Source organism: Janthinobacterium sp. SUN176 (assembly GCF_030587335.1).
Classification (GTDB): domain Bacteria; phylum Pseudomonadota; class Gammaproteobacteria; order Burkholderiales; family Burkholderiaceae_D; genus Janthinobacterium; species Janthinobacterium kumbetense.
Map to the genome: position 1 here is coordinate 3,868,436 of NZ_JAPWIA010000001.1, position 17,680 is coordinate 3,886,115.

At 63.2% G+C, this 17,680-nt stretch carries 18 protein-coding genes; all 18 read right to left on the reverse strand.

What is annotated here, in order from left to right; all coding sequences use genetic code 11:
• Positions 1 to 18 precede the first annotated feature (18 nt).
• The 18 genes from O3299_RS17450 to paaB all read right to left on the reverse strand — a co-directional run bounded on the left by O3299_RS17450 (position 19) and on the right by paaB (position 17,657).
• Positions 19 to 426: a hypothetical protein gene (locus O3299_RS17450; RefSeq protein ID WP_251350208.1), complete on the reverse strand. Its 408-nt coding sequence runs from the start codon at positions 424 to 426 to the stop codon at positions 19 to 21.
• A 10-nt stretch (positions 427 to 436) separates the two neighbouring features.
• Positions 437 to 1,699 (reverse strand): hypothetical protein, encoded by a 1,263-nt coding sequence (locus O3299_RS17455; protein WP_305062807.1) that lies wholly within the window; start codon positions 1,697 to 1,699, stop codon positions 437 to 439.
• Positions 1,700 to 2,093: 394 nt separating this feature from the next.
• The gene (gene paaZ / locus O3299_RS17460) at positions 2,094 to 4,145 is read right to left on the reverse strand and encodes a phenylacetic acid degradation bifunctional protein PaaZ (protein WP_305062808.1); all 2,052 of its coding nucleotides are present in this window, start codon (positions 4,143 to 4,145) and stop codon (positions 2,094 to 2,096) included.
• Positions 4,146 to 4,168: 23 nt separating this feature from the next.
• A complete protein-coding gene (gene paaY, locus O3299_RS17465) occupies positions 4,169 to 4,783 on the reverse strand; it encodes a phenylacetic acid degradation protein PaaY (RefSeq protein ID WP_289903419.1) in 615 nt (204 codons plus the stop codon).
• A 9-nt stretch (positions 4,784 to 4,792) separates the two neighbouring features.
• Entirely contained in the window at positions 4,793 to 5,521 is a 729-nt protein-coding gene (locus O3299_RS17470) for an ABC transporter ATP-binding protein (protein ID WP_305054256.1), read from the reverse strand.
• On the reverse strand, positions 5,521 to 6,276 hold the full coding sequence (locus O3299_RS17475; RefSeq protein WP_305054069.1) for an ABC transporter ATP-binding protein: 756 nt from the start codon (positions 6,274 to 6,276) through the stop codon (positions 5,521 to 5,523). Before O3299_RS17475 ends, O3299_RS17470 begins: the two co-directional genes overlap by 1 nt.
• A gap of 1 nt (position 6,277) precedes the next feature.
• On the reverse strand, positions 6,278 to 7,261 hold the full coding sequence (locus O3299_RS17480; RefSeq protein ID WP_251350205.1) for a branched-chain amino acid ABC transporter permease: 984 nt from the start codon (positions 7,259 to 7,261) through the stop codon (positions 6,278 to 6,280).
• The gene (locus tag O3299_RS17485; RefSeq protein ID WP_230538975.1) at positions 7,258 to 8,136 is read right to left on the reverse strand and encodes a branched-chain amino acid ABC transporter permease; all 879 of its coding nucleotides are present in this window, start codon (positions 8,134 to 8,136) and stop codon (positions 7,258 to 7,260) included. Before O3299_RS17485 ends, O3299_RS17480 begins: the two co-directional genes overlap by 4 nt.
• Before the next feature lie 81 nt (positions 8,137 to 8,217).
• Entirely contained in the window at positions 8,218 to 9,369 is a 1,152-nt protein-coding gene (locus O3299_RS17490) for an ABC transporter substrate-binding protein (RefSeq protein ID WP_305054070.1), read from the reverse strand.
• Between the two features lie 82 nt (positions 9,370 to 9,451).
• A complete protein-coding gene (gene pcaF / locus O3299_RS17495; RefSeq protein ID WP_305054071.1) occupies positions 9,452 to 10,657 on the reverse strand; it encodes a 3-oxoadipyl-CoA thiolase in 1,206 nt (401 codons plus the stop codon).
• Between the two features lie 22 nt (positions 10,658 to 10,679).
• Complete coding sequence (gene paaK / locus O3299_RS17500) at positions 10,680 to 12,008, reverse strand: phenylacetate--CoA ligase PaaK (RefSeq protein WP_251350202.1); 1,329 nt, start codon at positions 12,006 to 12,008, stop codon at positions 10,680 to 10,682.
• 68 nt (positions 12,009 to 12,076) lie between these two features.
• The gene (gene paaI / locus O3299_RS17505) at positions 12,077 to 12,523 is read right to left on the reverse strand and encodes a hydroxyphenylacetyl-CoA thioesterase PaaI (protein WP_251350201.1); all 447 of its coding nucleotides are present in this window, start codon (positions 12,521 to 12,523) and stop codon (positions 12,077 to 12,079) included.
• Complete coding sequence (gene paaH, locus O3299_RS17510; protein ID WP_251350200.1) at positions 12,516 to 14,081, reverse strand: 3-hydroxyacyl-CoA dehydrogenase PaaH; 1,566 nt, start codon at positions 14,079 to 14,081, stop codon at positions 12,516 to 12,518. Before paaH ends, paaI begins: the two co-directional genes overlap by 8 nt.
• Position 14,082: 1 nt before the next feature.
• Positions 14,083 to 14,874: a 2-(1,2-epoxy-1,2-dihydrophenyl)acetyl-CoA isomerase PaaG gene (gene paaG, locus O3299_RS17515; RefSeq protein ID WP_251350199.1), complete on the reverse strand. Its 792-nt coding sequence runs from the start codon at positions 14,872 to 14,874 to the stop codon at positions 14,083 to 14,085.
• 84 nt (positions 14,875 to 14,958) lie between these two features.
• The gene (paaE, locus tag O3299_RS17520) at positions 14,959 to 16,038 is read right to left on the reverse strand and encodes a 1,2-phenylacetyl-CoA epoxidase subunit PaaE (protein WP_305054072.1); all 1,080 of its coding nucleotides are present in this window, start codon (positions 16,036 to 16,038) and stop codon (positions 14,959 to 14,961) included.
• A 40-nt stretch (positions 16,039 to 16,078) separates the two neighbouring features.
• Positions 16,079 to 16,606: a 1,2-phenylacetyl-CoA epoxidase subunit PaaD gene (paaD, locus tag O3299_RS17525; protein WP_305054073.1), complete on the reverse strand. Its 528-nt coding sequence runs from the start codon at positions 16,604 to 16,606 to the stop codon at positions 16,079 to 16,081.
• Complete coding sequence (paaC, locus tag O3299_RS17530) at positions 16,606 to 17,358, reverse strand: 1,2-phenylacetyl-CoA epoxidase subunit PaaC (protein ID WP_305054257.1); 753 nt, start codon at positions 17,356 to 17,358, stop codon at positions 16,606 to 16,608. Before paaC ends, paaD begins: the two co-directional genes overlap by 1 nt.
• A gap of 14 nt (positions 17,359 to 17,372) precedes the next feature.
• Complete coding sequence (paaB, locus tag O3299_RS17535) at positions 17,373 to 17,657, reverse strand: 1,2-phenylacetyl-CoA epoxidase subunit PaaB (protein WP_034746356.1); 285 nt, start codon at positions 17,655 to 17,657, stop codon at positions 17,373 to 17,375.
• Positions 17,658 to 17,680 lie beyond the last annotated feature (23 nt).

Here is a 17,680-nt window from a genome sequence, read left to right on the forward strand (position 1 = left end):
GCGCGGCCCGAGCAGGCTTTATGGCGCCGTCAGCACCACTTTGACGGTGCCGTCGACGGCACTCTTTTCGATATAGCCGATGGCTTTCGGATCGGCTGCAACAGCCTTCTTCACGTCCGCGCTATTGGCCACTTCCTTCGGCAAGGTCGCCTTGCCCGTGAAGACCAGCTTGGACCACAGGGCCTTCGCTTGCGAGGGTTCCTTGTCCGTCACTTTCTTGTAAAACTCGGCGCGCACGGGGGCGCTTTCCGGCTGGTCGATCGGCGTCATGGCCGTCGATTTGCCGAGGAAAAACTGCGCCACCTGTTCATTCGTCATGGCGCCGGCGGCGCTCTTCGGATTGACCACCACGACCACTTCGGCCATGGCGGGAACAGCGTTCGACAGCGCCAGCAAGGCAGCCACATACAAGATCAATGGTTTCATGCGGCGCTCCTTAGAAAACGAAATCGATGGCGGCGGCAGCCACCGTGACGGGACCGTGGAAACCGGGCTTGGCTTGCACGAACAGCCCGGGGCCATTCTTCGGCTTGATGCGGTCGATCTGCACCTTCAGCGCGGCCGAACGGTGGAAGTCCCAGCGCACGCCGATGCTGTCCGTCGACTGCTCCAGCTGATTACGCATGTACGCGAGGGTGTCTACGCCGGCCGACAGGGTGCGCAACGTCAGCGTGCAGGCTGCCGGATACCCGGCAGGGCAGGATGCGGGCACGGTGTTGTTCACGCGGCCATCGGCCTTCAGGCTGGCGTGGCTGTAGTACGGCAGGAAGGCGCCGATGCGATAGCCGCCCATCACGTACCACGAAGTGCTGTCGCTGACATAGCTGTCCGTCTTGCGCTTCGCATATTCGGACTGCACCAGGACATTGTTCCAGTCCAGGCCCAGGCCCACGGACGTGAATGACGCCTTCTTGTCCTTGACTTCCAGCGCATCGGCCAGGGCACCCAGCTGGGCGATCCGGTAGCCGCTGCCGGCCGCGCGCAAGCTGCCCATCAAGGTGTTCAGGCTGGGTGAATCGTTGATCGTCAGCCTGGTTTCGGCACGGCCGAAGCGCACGGTGACGGGGCCATGCTCGGCCACCACGTTGAGGGCGACGATGGACTTGCCTTCCACCTGCACGGTCGAATCGGGGCCCGTGGCCAGGGTGGCCTTGGTGCGACCCAGCGCCAGCTGCGTGGTGATGCTGGTATCGCCCGCGCTGAACTGATAGGTACCGTCGACGCCATCGATGCTGTTCAGGGGAACCTGCGAATACATTTCGCCGGGCGGGCGCAGCATGGTGTTGGCATAGCCCACGTTGCGATAATCGGAAATCATGAAGACGGGCAGACCCATGCGACCGACGCGCACGCTGAAGCTGTCCGACACCTTCGCCTTGGCAAAGGCCCAGGCCAGTTCGGCGCCGAAATCGTCCTCGCCATCCTTGCGCGCCAGGCCCTGCACGGTGGCCGACAACCAGGGATTGACGGTGACATTGGCTTGCAGTCCCAGGTTGGAATCGACACCCGTGCGGGCCGTGCGGCCAGCGCCGGCAGCCTGATTCGGGCGCGCAAACTGCGCGTTGTCGGTATCGGCCATGGTCAGGGCAGCAGTGCCGTAACCGCTGATCTTGACTGCGGGACCGGTGACCTCTTCGGCATAGGCATGGCTGATGGCCAAGGGCATGGCCAGCAGGAAAATCAGGACGTGTTTATTCATAGTAATTAAATACCCGTAGCGGTGAACGTTAATCGTGGAATGGGACTCGCGGTCGATGGCTCACCGGCCGTAAAAGGCCGGGTCCGTTTTTTTCGCGCCGCCACCGCATCGTTGAGCGTGTTTGGCGGCGTGACCAGTGAGTAAAACCATGCTACAGAGAAAAGGTTTTACGTTGGAAAGTTTTCTTGAAGCAATGAGCGAATTCGCCCGTTTTCAAGGAAAAAGCACGCGTTCTAGAGGTATTTATCTAAATAGCACGCTGTGCAAAACCACACTTAGGCTATATTTTTCATACACTTATGGATAATTCAAGAGGAAAATAATCCGACTAAAAAAAACGCCACCCACACGAAAATCGCGGGTGGCGCCGGTCAATGCCGTACTGCAGAAACGCTTACTCGCGCTTCGATACCAGGGTCAGAATATCGTAGCTGGCCACCAGTTCTTCGTTCTGGTTCGTCACCTGCACGTCCCACGCCACCACACCCTGTCCCACGCCAAACACGTCCTTGCGGTTGCGGTCGACCTTGCGCTTACACGTCAGGCGGGCGCGGATGGTGTCGCCAATCGCCACCGGCGCGACGAAACGCAGGTTGTCCAGGCCATAATTGGCCAGCACGGGGCCGACGCCGGGCGAGACGAACAGGCCCGCAGCGGCCGACAGCACGAAGTAGCCGTGGGCGATGCGCTTGCCGAACTGCGACTCCTTGGCGGCGATTTCGTCGAAGTGCATGTAGAAGAAGTCGCCCGAGATGCCGCCGAAGGCGACGATGTCCGCTTCACTGACGGTGCGGCGATGCGTGAGCAGCGAGTCGCCCGTCTTCAAGTCCTCGAAGTGCTTGCGGAACGGGTGGATCGGGCTTTCGTTGACGTCCGCGCCACGCACGTACTCGCCCGTGATGGCCGCCAGCATGGTCGGCGAGCCTTGCACGGCCGCCCGTTGCAGGTAGTGGCGCACGGCGCGCACGCCGCCCAGCTCCTCGCCGCCGCCCGCGCGGCCAGGGCCGCCGTGCTTCAGCTGCGGCAGGGGTGAGCCATGGCCCGTCGAATCGACGGACGCCACACGCTCGAGCACGTGCACGCGGCCATGCGTGGCCGCCACTTGCGGCACCACGCGCGCGGCGATCTTCGGATCGCGCGTCACCAGGGTGCTCACCAGGCTACCCTTGCCGCGTGCGGCCAGGGCCAGCGCCTCGTCGATGTCCTTGTAGCCCATCATGGTGCTGACGGGGCCGAACGCTTCCACGTCATGCACAGCGTCGTTACCGAAGGCGTCGCGGCACAGCAGCAGGGTCGGCGAGAAGAAGCTGCCATCCTGCGCACCATCACCGAGCGGATTGAAACCGTCGGCCGCGCCGAACACCACCTCGTTGCCCTGCGACAGGGTGGCGACACGCTCGGCCACATCATTCTGCTGCTCTTTCGAGGCCAGCGCGCCCATGCGCACACCGTCGATGGACGGGTCGCCCACCACCACCTTGGCCAGGCGCTCGCGCAAGCGCGTGCCGACGGCGTCCATCAGGTGCTCGGGCACGATGATACGGCGGATGGCCGTGCACTTCTGGCCCGACTTGCCCGTCATCTCGCGCACGACTTCCTTGACGAAGAGGTCGAATTCCACATCGTCCGGCGTGACGTCCGGCGCCAGGATGGCGCAGTTGAGCGAATCGGCTTCGCCGTTGAACGGCACGGACTGGGCGATCAGGTTCGGATTGGTGCGCAGCTTGGCGGCCGTGGCGGCCGATCCCGTGAAGGTGACGAAATCCTGGCCATTCAAGCGGTCCAGCAAGTCGCCCGTGGAACCGATCACCAATTGCAGGCTGCCAGCAGGCAGCAAGCCCGATTCGTGCATCATGCGCACGACGGCCTGCGTCAGGTAGCTCGTCGCCGTGGCCGGCTTGGCGATGCAGGGCATGGCCGCCAGGAAGCTCGGGGCGAATTTTTCCAGCAAGCCCCAGATAGGGAAGTTGAAGGCGTTGATATGCACGGCCAAGCCGCCGCGCGGCACCAGGATGTGCGTACCGGCGAAACCGCCCTTCTTGCCCAGCGCGATGGCCGGGCCTTCATGCAGCACGTTCGACGACGGCAGCTCATTGCTGCCCATGCTGGCGTAGGCGAACAGGGTGCCCGTGCCGCCTTCGATATCTACCCAGCTGTCGGCGCGCGTGGCGCCCGACAGGTGCGAGATCGCGTACAGTTCTTCCTTGCGCTCGACCAGGTACAGCGCCAGTGCCTTCAGGCGGGCGGCGCGCTGCTGGAAGTCCAGCGCCATCAGGCCAGGCACACCCGTCTTGCGCGCATACGTGACGGCTTCGTCGAAGTCGATCTTTTCCGCATGCGTGTGATAGATGACGCGGTTGTTCAAGGCGCTGTGCAGGGGCACGGCGGCGCTTTCGCCCAGCCAGCGGCCGGCGATCAGGCTTTGCAGGGTGGATATGTGAGCCATGTGGTTTACTCCTATGTTGGTTTTTACTGCGCTGCGGCGTTCTTGTGCAAATGCAGCGGCAAGGCCGATTCGAAATTCAAGCGCTGGCGGTTTGCCTCGACTTCCGTCAGGGCTTCCACTTCGCGCATCGTGTGCATGGAGCGTACGGCCAGTTCGTGGTACTGGCCCGTGCCCGAGCTTTTCCATTTGATTTCATCGTCGGTGAGCGCGCGGATGATCTTGGCGGGCGTGCCCACCACCATGCTGCGCGGCGCGACGATCATGCCCGCCTTGACGAAACTCATGGCCGCGACGATGGATTCCTCGCCGATGATGGCGTTGTCCATCACCACGGCATTCATGCCGACGAGCGCATTGCGGCCGATGCGGCAGCCGTGCAGCACGGCGCCGTGGCCGATATGGCCGTCGACTTCGACCACCGTGTCGCAGCCGGGAAAGCCGTGCATGACGCAGGTATCCTGCAGATTCGCGCCCTCTTCCAGGATCAAGCGGCCGAAGTCGCCGCGGATCGAGGCCAGCGGGCCGATATAGCAGCGCGGGCCGACGATCACGTCGCCGATCAGCACGGCCGACGGGTGCACATAGGCGCTGGGGTGGACGACGGGGGTGACGCCGTTGATTTCATACACTTTGACCATACAGACTCCTTACATGCCCAGATAGGCGCTTTGTACCTGTTCGTTATGCAGCAATTCGGGACCGGGGCCGGACAGCGTGATGGCGCCCGTCTCGATCACGTAGCCCACGTCGGCGATCGACAGGGCGGCGTGTGCGTTCTGCTCGACGAGGAAGATGGTAATGCCCTGGTCGCGCAGTTCGGCCACGATGCGGAAGATTTCCGCGATCAGCAAAGGCGCCAAGCCCATGCTCGGTTCGTCGAGCAACAGCAGTTGCGGGCGGCCCATCAGCGCGCGCGCCATGGCCAGCATCTGCTGCTGTCCGCCGGAGAGCGTCCCGGCCAGCAGCAAGCGCTTTTCCTTCAGAATCGGGAACAGGCCGTACATGCGCTCCATGTCGCCCGCCACGTCCTGCGGGGGGCGCGTGAAGGCGCCCAGGCGCAGATTGTCTTCCACCGTCATTGGGCCGAACACTTGCCGTCCTTCCGGCACCTGGCAGATACCGCTGCGCACGCGCTTGTCGGCGCTCATGCGGCTGACGTCCTGGCCGGCGAAGACGATGCTGCCGGCGCTGATCGGCTGCACGCCGGAGATGGCACGCAGCAGGGTCGTCTTGCCGGCGCCATTGGCGCCCACCAGCGCCACCAGCTGGCCCTGGCGTACCTGCAGGTCGATGCCGTGCAGGGCCTGGATGCGGCCGTAATGGCTAGTCAGCCCTTTGATATCGAGTACCAGCGGAGCCTGAATTTCATTTTGCATCATGCCGCCACTCCCAGATATGCCGCCACCACGTCGGGATTGGCGCGCACTTCGGCGGCAGTCCCTTCGGCCAGCTTCTTGCCATAGTCGAGCACCAGGATATGGTCCGACAGGTTCATCACCAGTTTCATGTCATGCTCGACCAGCACCACCGTTACGCCGGACTGCGCCACCTTGCGTATCAAGGCTTCGATTTCGCCCGTTTCCGTGTGGTTCAGGCCCGCGGCCGGTTCATCGAGCAGCAGCACCTTCGGCTTGGCGGCCAGCGCGCGGGCGATTTCCAGGCGTTTCAAGGCGCCATACGACATCTGCCCCGCCTCGTCGTCGATATGCCGGCCCACGCCGACAAACTCCATCAGGCCGGCCGCCTCGTCGCGGCAAGCCGCATCCGCGCGGCGCACGGACGGCAGGCGCAGCATGGAGGCGAACAGGTTCTGGTTCAGGCGCAAATGCGCACCCACCATCACATTGTCGATGGCCGTCATGTTCATGCACACTTGCAGATTCTGGAAGGTGCGGCTCATGCCGCGCCGCGCCAGCGCATCGGGCGGCATGGCGGCCACGTTTTCGCCATTGAGCAGGATCTCGCCTTTGGTGGGCGTGTAGACCCCCGTGATCAGGTTGAACAGGGTCGTCTTGCCGGCGCCATTCGGCCCGATCACGGAGTGGATATTACCTTCCTTGACAGTGAAGCTCACGTCCTGCACCGCGTGCACGCCGCCAAAGCTCTTGCTCAGATTGTTAATCGTCAGCATCTCACACCTCCTGCGCGGATTTGACGGGCGCCTTCGGCACGGCTGCCCGCTTGCGCGAACGGCTGGCCAGGCTGGGTACCAGGCCTTTTGGCATGAAGATCATGGTCGCCATCAGGATCACGCCAAACACCACCGTTTCCCAGCCTTCAAAACTGGACAGCAATTGCGGCAAGATGGTCAGCAACGCTGCGCCGATGATGGAACCGAAGATCGACGCCATGCCGCCCACCACTACCATCGTCACCAGTTCGATCGAGTGGAAAAAACCGGCCAGGTTGGGCGTGATGAAACCGATGTAGTGGGCGCTGATGCTGCCCGCGATGCTGGCAATCACCGCCGACAGCACGAACACGCGCACCTTGAAGCGCGTCGTGTCGACGCCGACCACACGGGCCGCCACTTCCGAGCCGTGAATGGCCTGCAGCGCGCGGCCGACGGGCGAATCGATCAGGTTCAGGGCCAGCCATGTGACCAGCAACAGGAGTACGGCACACACCAGGTACCACGATTTCTCGCCGGCGATTTCCAAGCCGGCCACCGTGAAGGCGGACACGCCGATGCCGTCCGGCCCCCCCGTCCACTGCGTCTCGTTGTTGATGACGATGGAAATGATGATGCCCAGGCCCAGCGTCGCCATGGCCAGGGTATGACCCTTGAGTTTCAACACGGGGCGCGCCAGCAACAGCGCCAGCAGGCCGGTGGCGACGGCGCCCGCCGCCAGCGCGGCCAGCGGCGGCCAGCCGTAGTGGGTGGTCAGCACGGCCGACGCATACGCGCCCAGGCCATAGAAACCGGCATGACCGAGGCTGATCTGGCCAGTGTAGCCCATCAGCAGATTCAGGCCGATGACGACGATGGCGTTCAGGGCGATGCGGATCGCCACGTCATAGTAGAACGCGTTAGTCAGGAACAGAGGCAGGATGGCCAGCACCAGGGCCAGCAACAACAAGCCGCCGTGGCGCGAGCGTGTGAAAAAGTTGGTCATACACGCTCCGAATTTTTAGCGCCAAACAAGCCTTGCGGCAGGAAGAACAGGATCAATAAAATCAGCACGAAGGGCACCGCATCCTTGTAGGCCGACGAGATGTAGCCGGCCGTCATGGCTTCGGCGATGCCGAGGATCAGGCCACCGGCGATCGCGCCCGCGCCGCCGCCCAGGCCACCGAGGACAGCGGCGACAAAGCCTTTCAGGCCCAGCATGATGCCAGCGTCATATGAGGTGTAGGTGATCGGTGCAACGAGGATGCCGCCGGCAGCTCCCAGCAGGGCCGACAGGCCGAACGAGAACAGCAGCACCTTGCGCGTGTTGATGCCCACCAGTTGTGCCGCCAGCTTGTTGTGCGAGGTGGCCAGCATGGCCTTGCCCATCAGGGTGCGGCCAAAAAACCAGCCCAGCACCAGCACGATGACCACCGTGACGCCCAGCACCCACAGGCTTTGCGGCAGCAGGCTGGCGCCCAGGAATTCGATCGGCGCATCGCCGGAAAACGCCGGCAGCGAGTGCGTATCCTTGCCCAGCCAGATTTGCACCAGGCCGCGCAGCACGAGGGAGGCGCCGATGGTGATGATCAGGAGCGTGATGACCTGTGCATTTTGCGCCGGTTCGATCACGGTTTTTTCCATCAACAGGCCAACGATACCGGTGGCGACGACGGCCAGGATGATGGCCAGCGGCAGCGGCACGCCGGCGGCCGACATCACGGCAGCCAGCATCCCGCCCAGCATGATGAATTCGCCCTGGGCGAAATTGATCACGCCGCTGGTGTTGTAGATGATGGTGAAGCCCAGCGCCGCCAGCGCATAGGCGGAACCGACCGTCATCCCGGAATACAGAAATTGTAGAAATTGAGCGACTTCCATGGTGTCTCCATTATGTTCGGCTGCGCGCGAACCGCCTTCAAGGGCGGCCCGCGCGGGTACTTCCGGCTTACCTTCTCGAACTTATTTAGACAATTGCCATTCGCCGTTCTTCACTTCGACCATGCGGAAGGCCGACAGGTCCAGGCCCATGTGGTCTTTGGCCGACATGTTGAAGACACCGGTGGTGCCGACAAAACCCTTGGTCGATTCCAGCGCCGTGCGCACTTTTTCGCGGTCCGTGCCGCCGGCGCGCTTGATGGCGTCGACCGACAGGTTCAGGGCGTCGAGCGCATAGCCGCCAAAGGTCGACGGGTCGATCTTGTAGCGGTCTTTATACGTCTTGTCGTAGCCGACGACGACGGCTTTTTGCGCGTCGCTGTCCGGCAGCATGGCGCCGATCAGCAGGGCCGGCGTTGGCAGGCGCACGCCTTCGGCGGCCTTGCCCGACAGTTTCAGGTATTCGTCCGACGCCACGCCGTGCGACTGGTACAGCGGCAGTGCAGCCATGCCCAGTTGGCCATAATTTTTGGTAACCACGGCAGGACCCTGGCCCAGGCCGAACACGAATACGGCTTGCACGCCGGCGGTGTTCTTGATGCGGGTCAGCTGCGCCGTGATATCCGTGTCTTTCGGGCCGTAGGTTTCATCGGCCACCAGGGTGATGCCGTATTTGGAGGCGACGATCTGCGATTCCTTGCGGCCCGAGGCGCCAAAGCCGCTCGTTTCCGACAGCAGGCCCACTTTGCTGATGCCGCGCTTCTTCATGTCCTCGAACACCTTCTCGGCCGCCATGCGGTCCGTGTGCGGCGTCTTGAACACCCATTTCTTGACCGGATCGATGATGACAACGGCACCGGCCAGCGAAATGAACGGCATGCTGGCGCGATCCACCAGCGGCGCCATCGCCATCGTCGCGCCCGTGGTGGTGCCGCCGATCAACACGTCGACCTTGTCCGACTCGATCAGGCGCTTGGTAAAACCGTTGGCCTTGGCCGCGTCGCTGCCGTCATCGTAGTGCACCAGTTCCAGCTTGCGTCCCAGCACGCCGCCGGCCGCGTTGATCTTCTCGATGTACAGCTGCAGGGTTTTCAGTTCCGGGTCGCCCAGGAAGGCGGCTGGACCCGTGACGGACAGCACGGAGCCGATCTTGATGTTATCGGCCGCATACGCGCCCGCGGCGGACATGGCCAGCACGCCGGCGATCAGGGTTTTCTTGAAGATATTGGCAATCATTGTGGTCTCCACCAGGTTGGCACTACGGTCAATGTATGGTTGGCGCTTTTTTGCAAGCCTGCGCCTTTTTTGTTTTTACTTTTTATACGCGCTCAATTACTACAGCAATACCCTGCCCCACGCCGATGCACATGGTGCACAGCGCATAGCGCCCGCCCGTGCGTTCCAGCTGGTTCAGCGCGGCCATCACCAGGCGCGCGCCCGATGCGCCCAGCGGGTGGCCGATGGCGATCGCGCCGCCATTCGGGTTCACGTGGGCTGCGTCGTCCGCCAGGCCCAGGTCGCGCGTCACCGCCAGCGCCTGCGCGGCAAACGCTTCATTGAGTTCGATCACGTCCATCTGCTCGATGCTCAATCCCGTTTGCGCCAGAACCTTGCGCGACGCGGGCGAGGGACCGAAGCCCATGATGCGCGGCGCCAGGCCGGCCGTGGCCATGCCCAGCACCTTTGCGCGCGGCGTCAGTTTGTATTTTTCGACGGCGGCGGCGGACGCCAGCAGGATGGCGCAAGCGCCGTCGTTCAAGCCCGAGGCATTGCCGGCCGTGACAGTGCCATCCGCTTTCACCACGCCCTTGAGCTTTGCCAGCATTTCCAGCGAGGTGTCGGGACGCGGATGTTCGTCGCTGGTGACCATCTTTGGATCACCCTTCTTTTGCGGCACGGCGACGGGCACGATTTCACGCTCGAACACGCCTGCCGCGTGGGCGGCGGCCCAGCGCTGCTGGCTGCGCAGGGCCAGTGCATCCTGGTCGGCGCGGCTGATGCCAAATTCCACGGCCACGTTTTCCGCCGTTTCCGGCATGGTGTCGATGCCGTACTGCGCCTTCATCTTGCCGTTCACAAAACGCCAGCCCAGGGTCGTGTCTTCGATTTTCGCCGCGCGCGAAAAAGCGCTGTCGGCCTTGCCCATCACGAAAGGCGCGCGCGTCATGCTTTCCACGCCACCGGCGATGATCAGTTCCGCCTCACCCGCCTTGATGGAGCGGGCAGCCATGCCGACGGCGTCCAGGCTGGAACCGCACAGGCGGTTGATGGTATTGGCGGGTACTGCCGCCGGCAAACCGGCCAGCAGCGCAGCCATGCGGCCCACGTTGCGGTTGTCTTCGCCCGCCTGATTGGCGCAGCCGTAGAACACGTCGTCGATGGCGGCCCAGTCGACGGATGGGTTGCGGGCGATCAGCGCGGCAATCGGCAGCGCACCCAGGTCGTCCGCGCGCACGCTGGACAGCGCGCCACCATAGCGGCCAAAAGGAGTGCGTACGGCGTCACAGATAAAAGCGTCGTTCATGTCTGGTTCCTTGTTCGGGCTATCAGGAGAAAATCTTCGGGCGCTGGTCAACCACGCGGCGGGCCTTGCCCGTCAGGGTGCGTTCGATGCTGGCGGCGGCCACGAGGCGCACGCGCGTGCTCACGCCCACGTGTGTCTTGATGCGGTGTTCCAGCTCGCGCGCCAGCGCGTCCGTTTCACTGGCCGAGATGGTGGCAGTGAGGTCGATACGCAGCTCGGCGACCACTTCCAGCTTGTCGAGGTGGCCGTCGCGCGTGACCACCAATTGATACTGTGGCGCCAGCTTCGGCATTTTGAGGATCAGTTCTTCGATCTGCGTGGGGAAGACGTTCACGCCGCGGATGATCAGCATGTCGTCCGAGCGGCCCGTGATCTTGCCGATGCGGCGCATCGAGCGCGAGGTCGGCGGCAGCAAGCGGGTCAGGTCGCGCGTGCGGTAGCGGATGATGGGGAGCGCTTCCTTCGACAGCGAAGTAAACACCAGCTCGCCCTCTTCGCCGTCCGGCAGCACTTCGCCCGTTTCCGGATCGATGATTTCCGGGTAAAAATGATCTTCCCAGATGACGGGACCGTCCTTGCTTTCGATGCATTCGGATGCCACGCCAGGGCCCATCACTTCGGACAGGCCGTAGATGTCGACGGCGTCGATGCCGGCACGCGCCTCGATTTCCGAGCGCATGGCGTCCGTCCACGGCTCGGCGCCGAAGATGCCCACCTTCAGCGACGACTCGGCCGGGTCAAGGCCCTGGCGCGTGAATTCCTCGATGATGTTGAGCATGTACGATGGCGTGACCATGATGATCGATGGCTTGAAATCCTGGATCAGTTGCACCTGCTTTTCCGTCTGCCCGCCGGACATGGGAATGACCGTGCAACCGAGGCGCTCGGCGCCGTAGTGCGCGCCCAGGCCGCCCGTGAACAGGCCATAGCCGTAGGAGATATGCACCATGTCGCCAGCGCGGCCGCCGCCGGCGCGGATCGAGCGCGCCACCACATTGGCCCAGGTGTCGATGTCGTTCTGCGTATAGCCGACCACCGTGGCCTTGCCCGTGGTACCGCTGGATGCGTGGATGCGCACCACCTGCTCGCGCGGCACGGCGAACAGGCCGAACGGGTAATTGTCGCGCAAGACTTTTTTGTCGGTGAACGGGAATTTGGCCAGGTCGGACAAGGATTTGAGGTCGTCCGGATGCACGCCCGCTTCGTCAAAAGCGGCGCGGTAATGGGGCACGTTGTCATACGCGTGCTTGAGCGTCCATTTCATGCGTTCGAGCTGCAGCGCCTGCAGTTCATCCTTGCTGGCGCGCTCGATCGGCTCGAGGTCATTCGGTGCTGGGGTTCTCTGGACCATCTCTGTCTCCTGATTCGGTTCTATAACTATGTAATTCGTTCCGGCAGTTCAAGCCTGCTCTTGTAACTTCAATTGCTGATGACTTCACCCGCCACGCGAATCGACTTGCCGCGGAAGAGCGCGATGGCGCGCCCGTCCTGGTTGCTGACCTTGACGTCGTAGACGCCGCTCTTGCCGGCCAGCGCCTGTTCGACGGCGTGCGCCGTCAGCACATCGCCTTCACGGCCCGGCGCCAGATAATCGATGGTGCAGCCGGCGCCCACGGTGTTCAGGTTGTAGCTGTTGCAGGCAAACGCGAAAGCGCTGTCGGCCAGGGCAAAGATAAAACCGCCATGGCAGGTCTGGTGGCCATTGAGCATGTCTGCGCGCACCGTCATCGTCATGCGGGCATGGCCGGGGCCCACGTCGGCCAGGGCGATGCCCATGGCAACGGTGGCGTTATCGCGCGACAGCATGGAGGCGGCGGCCGCTTCGGCCAAAGCCTGGGCAGCGTGGATTTGCTCTTCCTTATGCATGAAACTGTGCTCCATTGGCGAGTTTGCGGCGCAGCAGCGGCGAGACCCTGTAGCGGTCTTCGCCATAGCCTTGCGCCAGGTGGTGCAGCACGGTCACGATGTGCTGGACGCCGACGGCATCGGCCCAGGCCAGCGGTCCGCACGGATAGTTGACGCCCTTCTGCATGGCGATATCGACGGCAGCCACCGTGCACACGCCCTGGTTGACGGCGTCGGCCGCTTCGTTGGCCAGCATGGCCACCGTGCGCATGACGGCCAGGCCAGGCACGTCGTCCAGGCGCGTGACGATGAAACCGGCCGCCTGGAAGAGGCCAACGACGGCCGCGTAGGCCGCATCGCTGCACTGGTCGGCGCGGGCCACGGCGATGCGCCTGGCATTGGCGTAATCGAGCGCCAGGTCAAACAGCACCGTGTCCGGATGCTGGTTGTCGTGCGCGCGCTGGGTGGCGCTGCGGCCATCGGTCAGATAAATCGCGGCGCCATGGCAATGCAGGGCGGGCGCCTCGTCATGCGACTGGCCTTCCTGCGTCACGCGGCGGCTGACGGTGATGCAGGCCTGCTCCAGGCGCTGCACCAGACTGCGGATGATGCCGCTGTGGCCACGGCCATCGCCGCCGATGGCGGCCGACAGGGCAACGAATTCCGGCTTCGCTTGCGCGCCTTCCGCCTGCGCCACGGGGGCAACGGCGCCTTCGCCATACAGGTAAAAACCCCGGCCCGATTTGCGGCCGAGGAAACCGGCGTTGACCATTTCCTGCTGCAGCACGGACGGCGTGAAGCGCGGATCGTTGAAATAGGCGCCGAACACGGATTGCGTGACGGAGAAATTGACGTCATGGCCGATCAGGTCCATCAATTCGAATGGCCCCATGCGGAAACCGCCCGCTTCGCGCAGCACGGCGTCGATGGTGGCGGCGTCGCCCGCCTGTTCATTCAGCAAGCGCCAGCCTTCCGCATAAAACGGACGGGCGACACGGTTGACGATGAAGCCGGGCGTCGATTTCGCATGCACGGGGTTCTTGCCCCAGGCGATGGACGTATTGTAGACGGTGGCGGCGACTTGCTCGCTGGTGGCCAGCCCGCTGATCACTTCGACCAGCGCCATCAGTGGCACGGGATTAAAGAAGTGCATGCCGACTAGGCGTTCCGGGCGGCGCAGCTTGGCGGCAATCGCCGTGACGGAAATCGACGAGGTGTTCGTCGCCAGGATGCAGTCGTCGCTGACCAGCGCTTCGAGTTCGGAGAACAGGCCGCGCTTGACGTCGAGGTTTTCCACGATGGCTTCCACCACCAGGGCAGCATCTGCCACATCGGCCAGGCTGCCGGCCGCCTGCAGGCGCGCCGTGGCGGCCGCGGCTTCGTCGGGCGTCATGCGGCCCTTTTCAGCCAGCTTCGCATACATCTTGCCAATGTCGGCCAACGCCTTGCTGACGGCTTCCGTGCGCGTATCGTACAGTTTGACGCGGTAACCGGCGGCTGCGGCCACCTGCGCGATGCCGGCGCCCATGGCGCCGCTGCCGATGACGGCGACGATACTGTTATTGTCCAAAGCTGCCATATCAATGTCCCTTGAATTGCGGTGCGCGCTTTTCCACGAAGGCGGCCACGCCTTCGCGGTAATCGTCGCTGTTACCGAGATCGCTCATCATGCGCGCTTCCAGCGCAAGCTGCTGCGGCAGGGTATTCGCGCCGCTGGCGGCCAGCGCCTGCTTGGTATAGGCCAGGCCCTTGGTCGGTGCGGTAGAAAAATGCACGGCCAGCTTGCGCGTTTCGTCGGCCAGCTGGGCATCCTCGACGCATTTCCAGATCAAACCCCAGTCCTCCGCTTTTTCCGCCGTCAGTTTTTCGCCGAGCATGGCCAAGCCCATGGCGCGCGCGGAACCGATCAGGCGCGGCAGGAAGAAGGTGCCGCCCGTGTCCGGGATCAGGCCCAGCTTGCAGAATACTTCCACGAAACTGGCCGACTTGCCGGCAATGACGATGTCGCAAGCCAGCGCCAGGTTGGCGCCTGCGCCGGCGGCCACGCCGTTGACGGCGCAGATCACGGGCATCGGCAGCGCTTTCAAGGCCAGCACCAGCGGCGCATAGTTCTTTTCCACGGATTCGCCCAGGTCCACGCCCTTCGAACCCGGTTCCACGGCGCGGTCGGACAAGTCCTGGCCTGCGCAAAAGCCGCGGCCCGCTCCCGTCAGCACGAAGACGCGCACGGTACTGTCGGCGTTCACTTTGGCGATGGCGTCGCGCACTTCCTCGTGCATGGCTTGCGTAAAACTATTGAGCTTGTCGGGACGGTTCAGGGTGAGCGTGGCGATGCCCTGCTCGATGGTGAAGAGGATGTTTTGGTAGGTCATGGCGTCTCGCTATTTTAGTTATCAACCCACAGCGGCAATCTGGGGTCAGACCCGTCGGGTCTGACCCCGGCAGTGGCAGTTGGGTTATTCGGCTTGGTCAAAGTCCACCACGACTTTGTCAGTAACCGGAAAACTCTGGCAACTGAGGATGAAGCCGCGCGCCACTTCATAGTCTTCCAGCGCGTAGTTGACGTCCATTTCAACCTTGCCGTCGAGGATCTTGCAGCGGCAGGTCGAGCACACGCCCCCCTTGCACGAGTAGCGCATATCGATGCCCTGCCGCAGGCCCGCGTCGAGGATGGATTCCTTGTCCTTGTCCATCGTGAAGGTGGTGTGGTTGCCATCCAGGATGACGGTCACTTCCGTTTCCTGCACGGCGTCCGCAGCCAGCTGGGCGCGCGGCTTGTGGGCGTTTTTCGGGATGCTGGCGGCGAACAGCTCGATCTTGATATTCTGCTTGGGCATGCCGGCTGCCTGCAAGGCTGCGGAGACGCCCAGCATCATGTCTTCCGGGCCGCAGATGAAGGCGTTGTCGTAGTCTTCGATCTTGATCCAGTGCTGCAGGAATTGCTCGCATTTTTCCTGCGTGATGCGGCCGTTGAACAGTTCGATGTCCTGCTGTTCGCGGCTCATCACGTAGACCAGGTTCAAACGCTCCAGGTACACATCCTTCAAGTCCGTCAATTCTTCCTTGAAGATGACGGACGACGAAGCGCGGTTACCGTAGAACAGAGTGAAGCGGCTCAGGGGCTCCGTCAGCAGGGTCGTCTTGATGATGGAGAGGATGGGCGTGATGCCGCTGCCGGCCGCGAACGCCAGGTAGTGCTTGCGATTGACGCAGTCGAGCGGCACGTTAAAGTGGCCCATCGGTGGCATCACCTCGATGGTGGCGCCGGCTTTCAGGGTGTCGTTCGCCCAGGTAGAGAAAGCGCCGCCCGGCGTGCGCTTGATGGCCACGCGCAGGGTGCCATCCTGCACCGCCGAACAGATGGAATACGAGCGGCGCACGTCTTCCGCATTGATATGGGCGCGCAGGGTCAGGTGCTGGCCCTGCTGGAAGCGGAACTGCTGCTGCAACTCGGCTGGCACGTCGAACGTGACGGCGATGGTGTCGCGCGTTTCATTGCGCACGTTGGCCACGCACAGCGGATAAAATTTACTCATGCTTCATCTCCAGTTTCTTCGGAACGTGTGCCTGATTTTTTTAGTGGCACTTGAAGTAGTCAAACGGTTCGCGGCAATCCAGGCATTTGTACAGGGCCTTGCACGGCGTGGAGCCGAACTGGCTGGTCAGCTGCGTATGCGTGGAACCGCAATTCGGGCAGATCACGTCCAGTTTCGGCATGGGCTGGCGCTTGACGCCACCACGCAAACCGCTGATGTCGATCACCTGCTGCTGCGGCGGAGCGATGCCATAGCCTTTCAGCTTGGCCTTGCCCGTCTCGCTCATCCAGTCCGTCGTCCAGGCGGGCGCCAGCTGGTTCACCAGCGTCACCTTGTCCACGCCATGGCTGCGCAAGGCATCCGTGACGGCGTCGGCGATCACCTGCATGGCAGGGCAGCCCGAATACGTGGGCGTGATCGTCACGGTACAGGCGTCGCCGCCGGTGACTTCGACGGCGCGCACGATGCCCAGGTCCACCACCGAAATGACGGGGATTTCCGGGTCTGGCACGTCGCCCAGCCAGGCCCAGACCTGGGCGGCGTCCAGCGCTGCCGCGGCCGTGTTCATTACCACTCCGCCCCGGGATAGGCGCGCTGCAGGAACTGCATCTCGGCCAGAATAAAGCCCAGGTGTTCCGTGTGCGTGCCCTGCTTGCCGCCTTTTTGCATCCAGGCGTCGGGCGCCGGCATGGCCAGCGTCGCTTCGGCGAAGATCTCGGCCACGTGTTCCAGAAACGCCTGACGCAGGATGTCGGATGGCGGCGCGATGCCGGCGGCGACCATGGCCTGGTCGACGGCGTCGTACTTGAACATCTCGCCCGTGTACATCCACAGCTTGTCGGCGGCGGCCTGCGTTTTCGCGTGGCTGTCCGCCGTGCCGTCGCCCAGGCGCACGATCAGGTCACCGCTGCGGCGCAGGTGATACGTCACTTCCTTGATCGACTTTTGCGCCACTTCGACGATGCGCGCATCCGTCGATTTCGTCAGTTCCAGCAGCTGGAAATAGTGCCAGCTGTCGAAGAAGAACTGGCGCATCATCGTGTCGGCGTAATTGCCGTTCGGCTGCTCGACCAGCAGGCAATTTTTGAAATCGTGGGCGTCGCGCAAAAAGGCGATGTCGTCCTCGTCGCGGCCCGCGTTTTCCAGTTCGGCCGCATAGCTGAACCACAAACGCGTCTGGCCCAGCAAGTCCAGCGCCACGTTGGTCAGCGCCATGTCCTCTTCCAACGCCGGGCCCTTGCCGCACAGCTGCGACAGCTGCTGGCTGAGGATCAGGGCGTTGTCGCCCAGGCGCAGGAGGTAATTGACCTTGTCATCCATTGCAGGCGCTCCCATCACAGATTCTTGACTTCTTCCGGCATCGGGAAGAAGGTGGGATGGCGGTACACCTTGCTGTTCGACGGTTCGAACAGGGCGCCCTTGTCGCCGGGGCTGCTGGCGACGATATCGGCCGCGCGCACCACCCAGATGCTCACGCCTTCATTGCGGCGCGTGTAGACGTCGCGCGCATGGTTGACCGCCATAGTGGCGTCGGAAGCGTGCAGGCTGCCCACATGCTTGTGCGCCAGGCCGTGCTGGCTGCGGATGAAAACTTCCCACAAAGGCCATTCTTTGCTCATGTTGCTATCCCCTATCTGTCTTA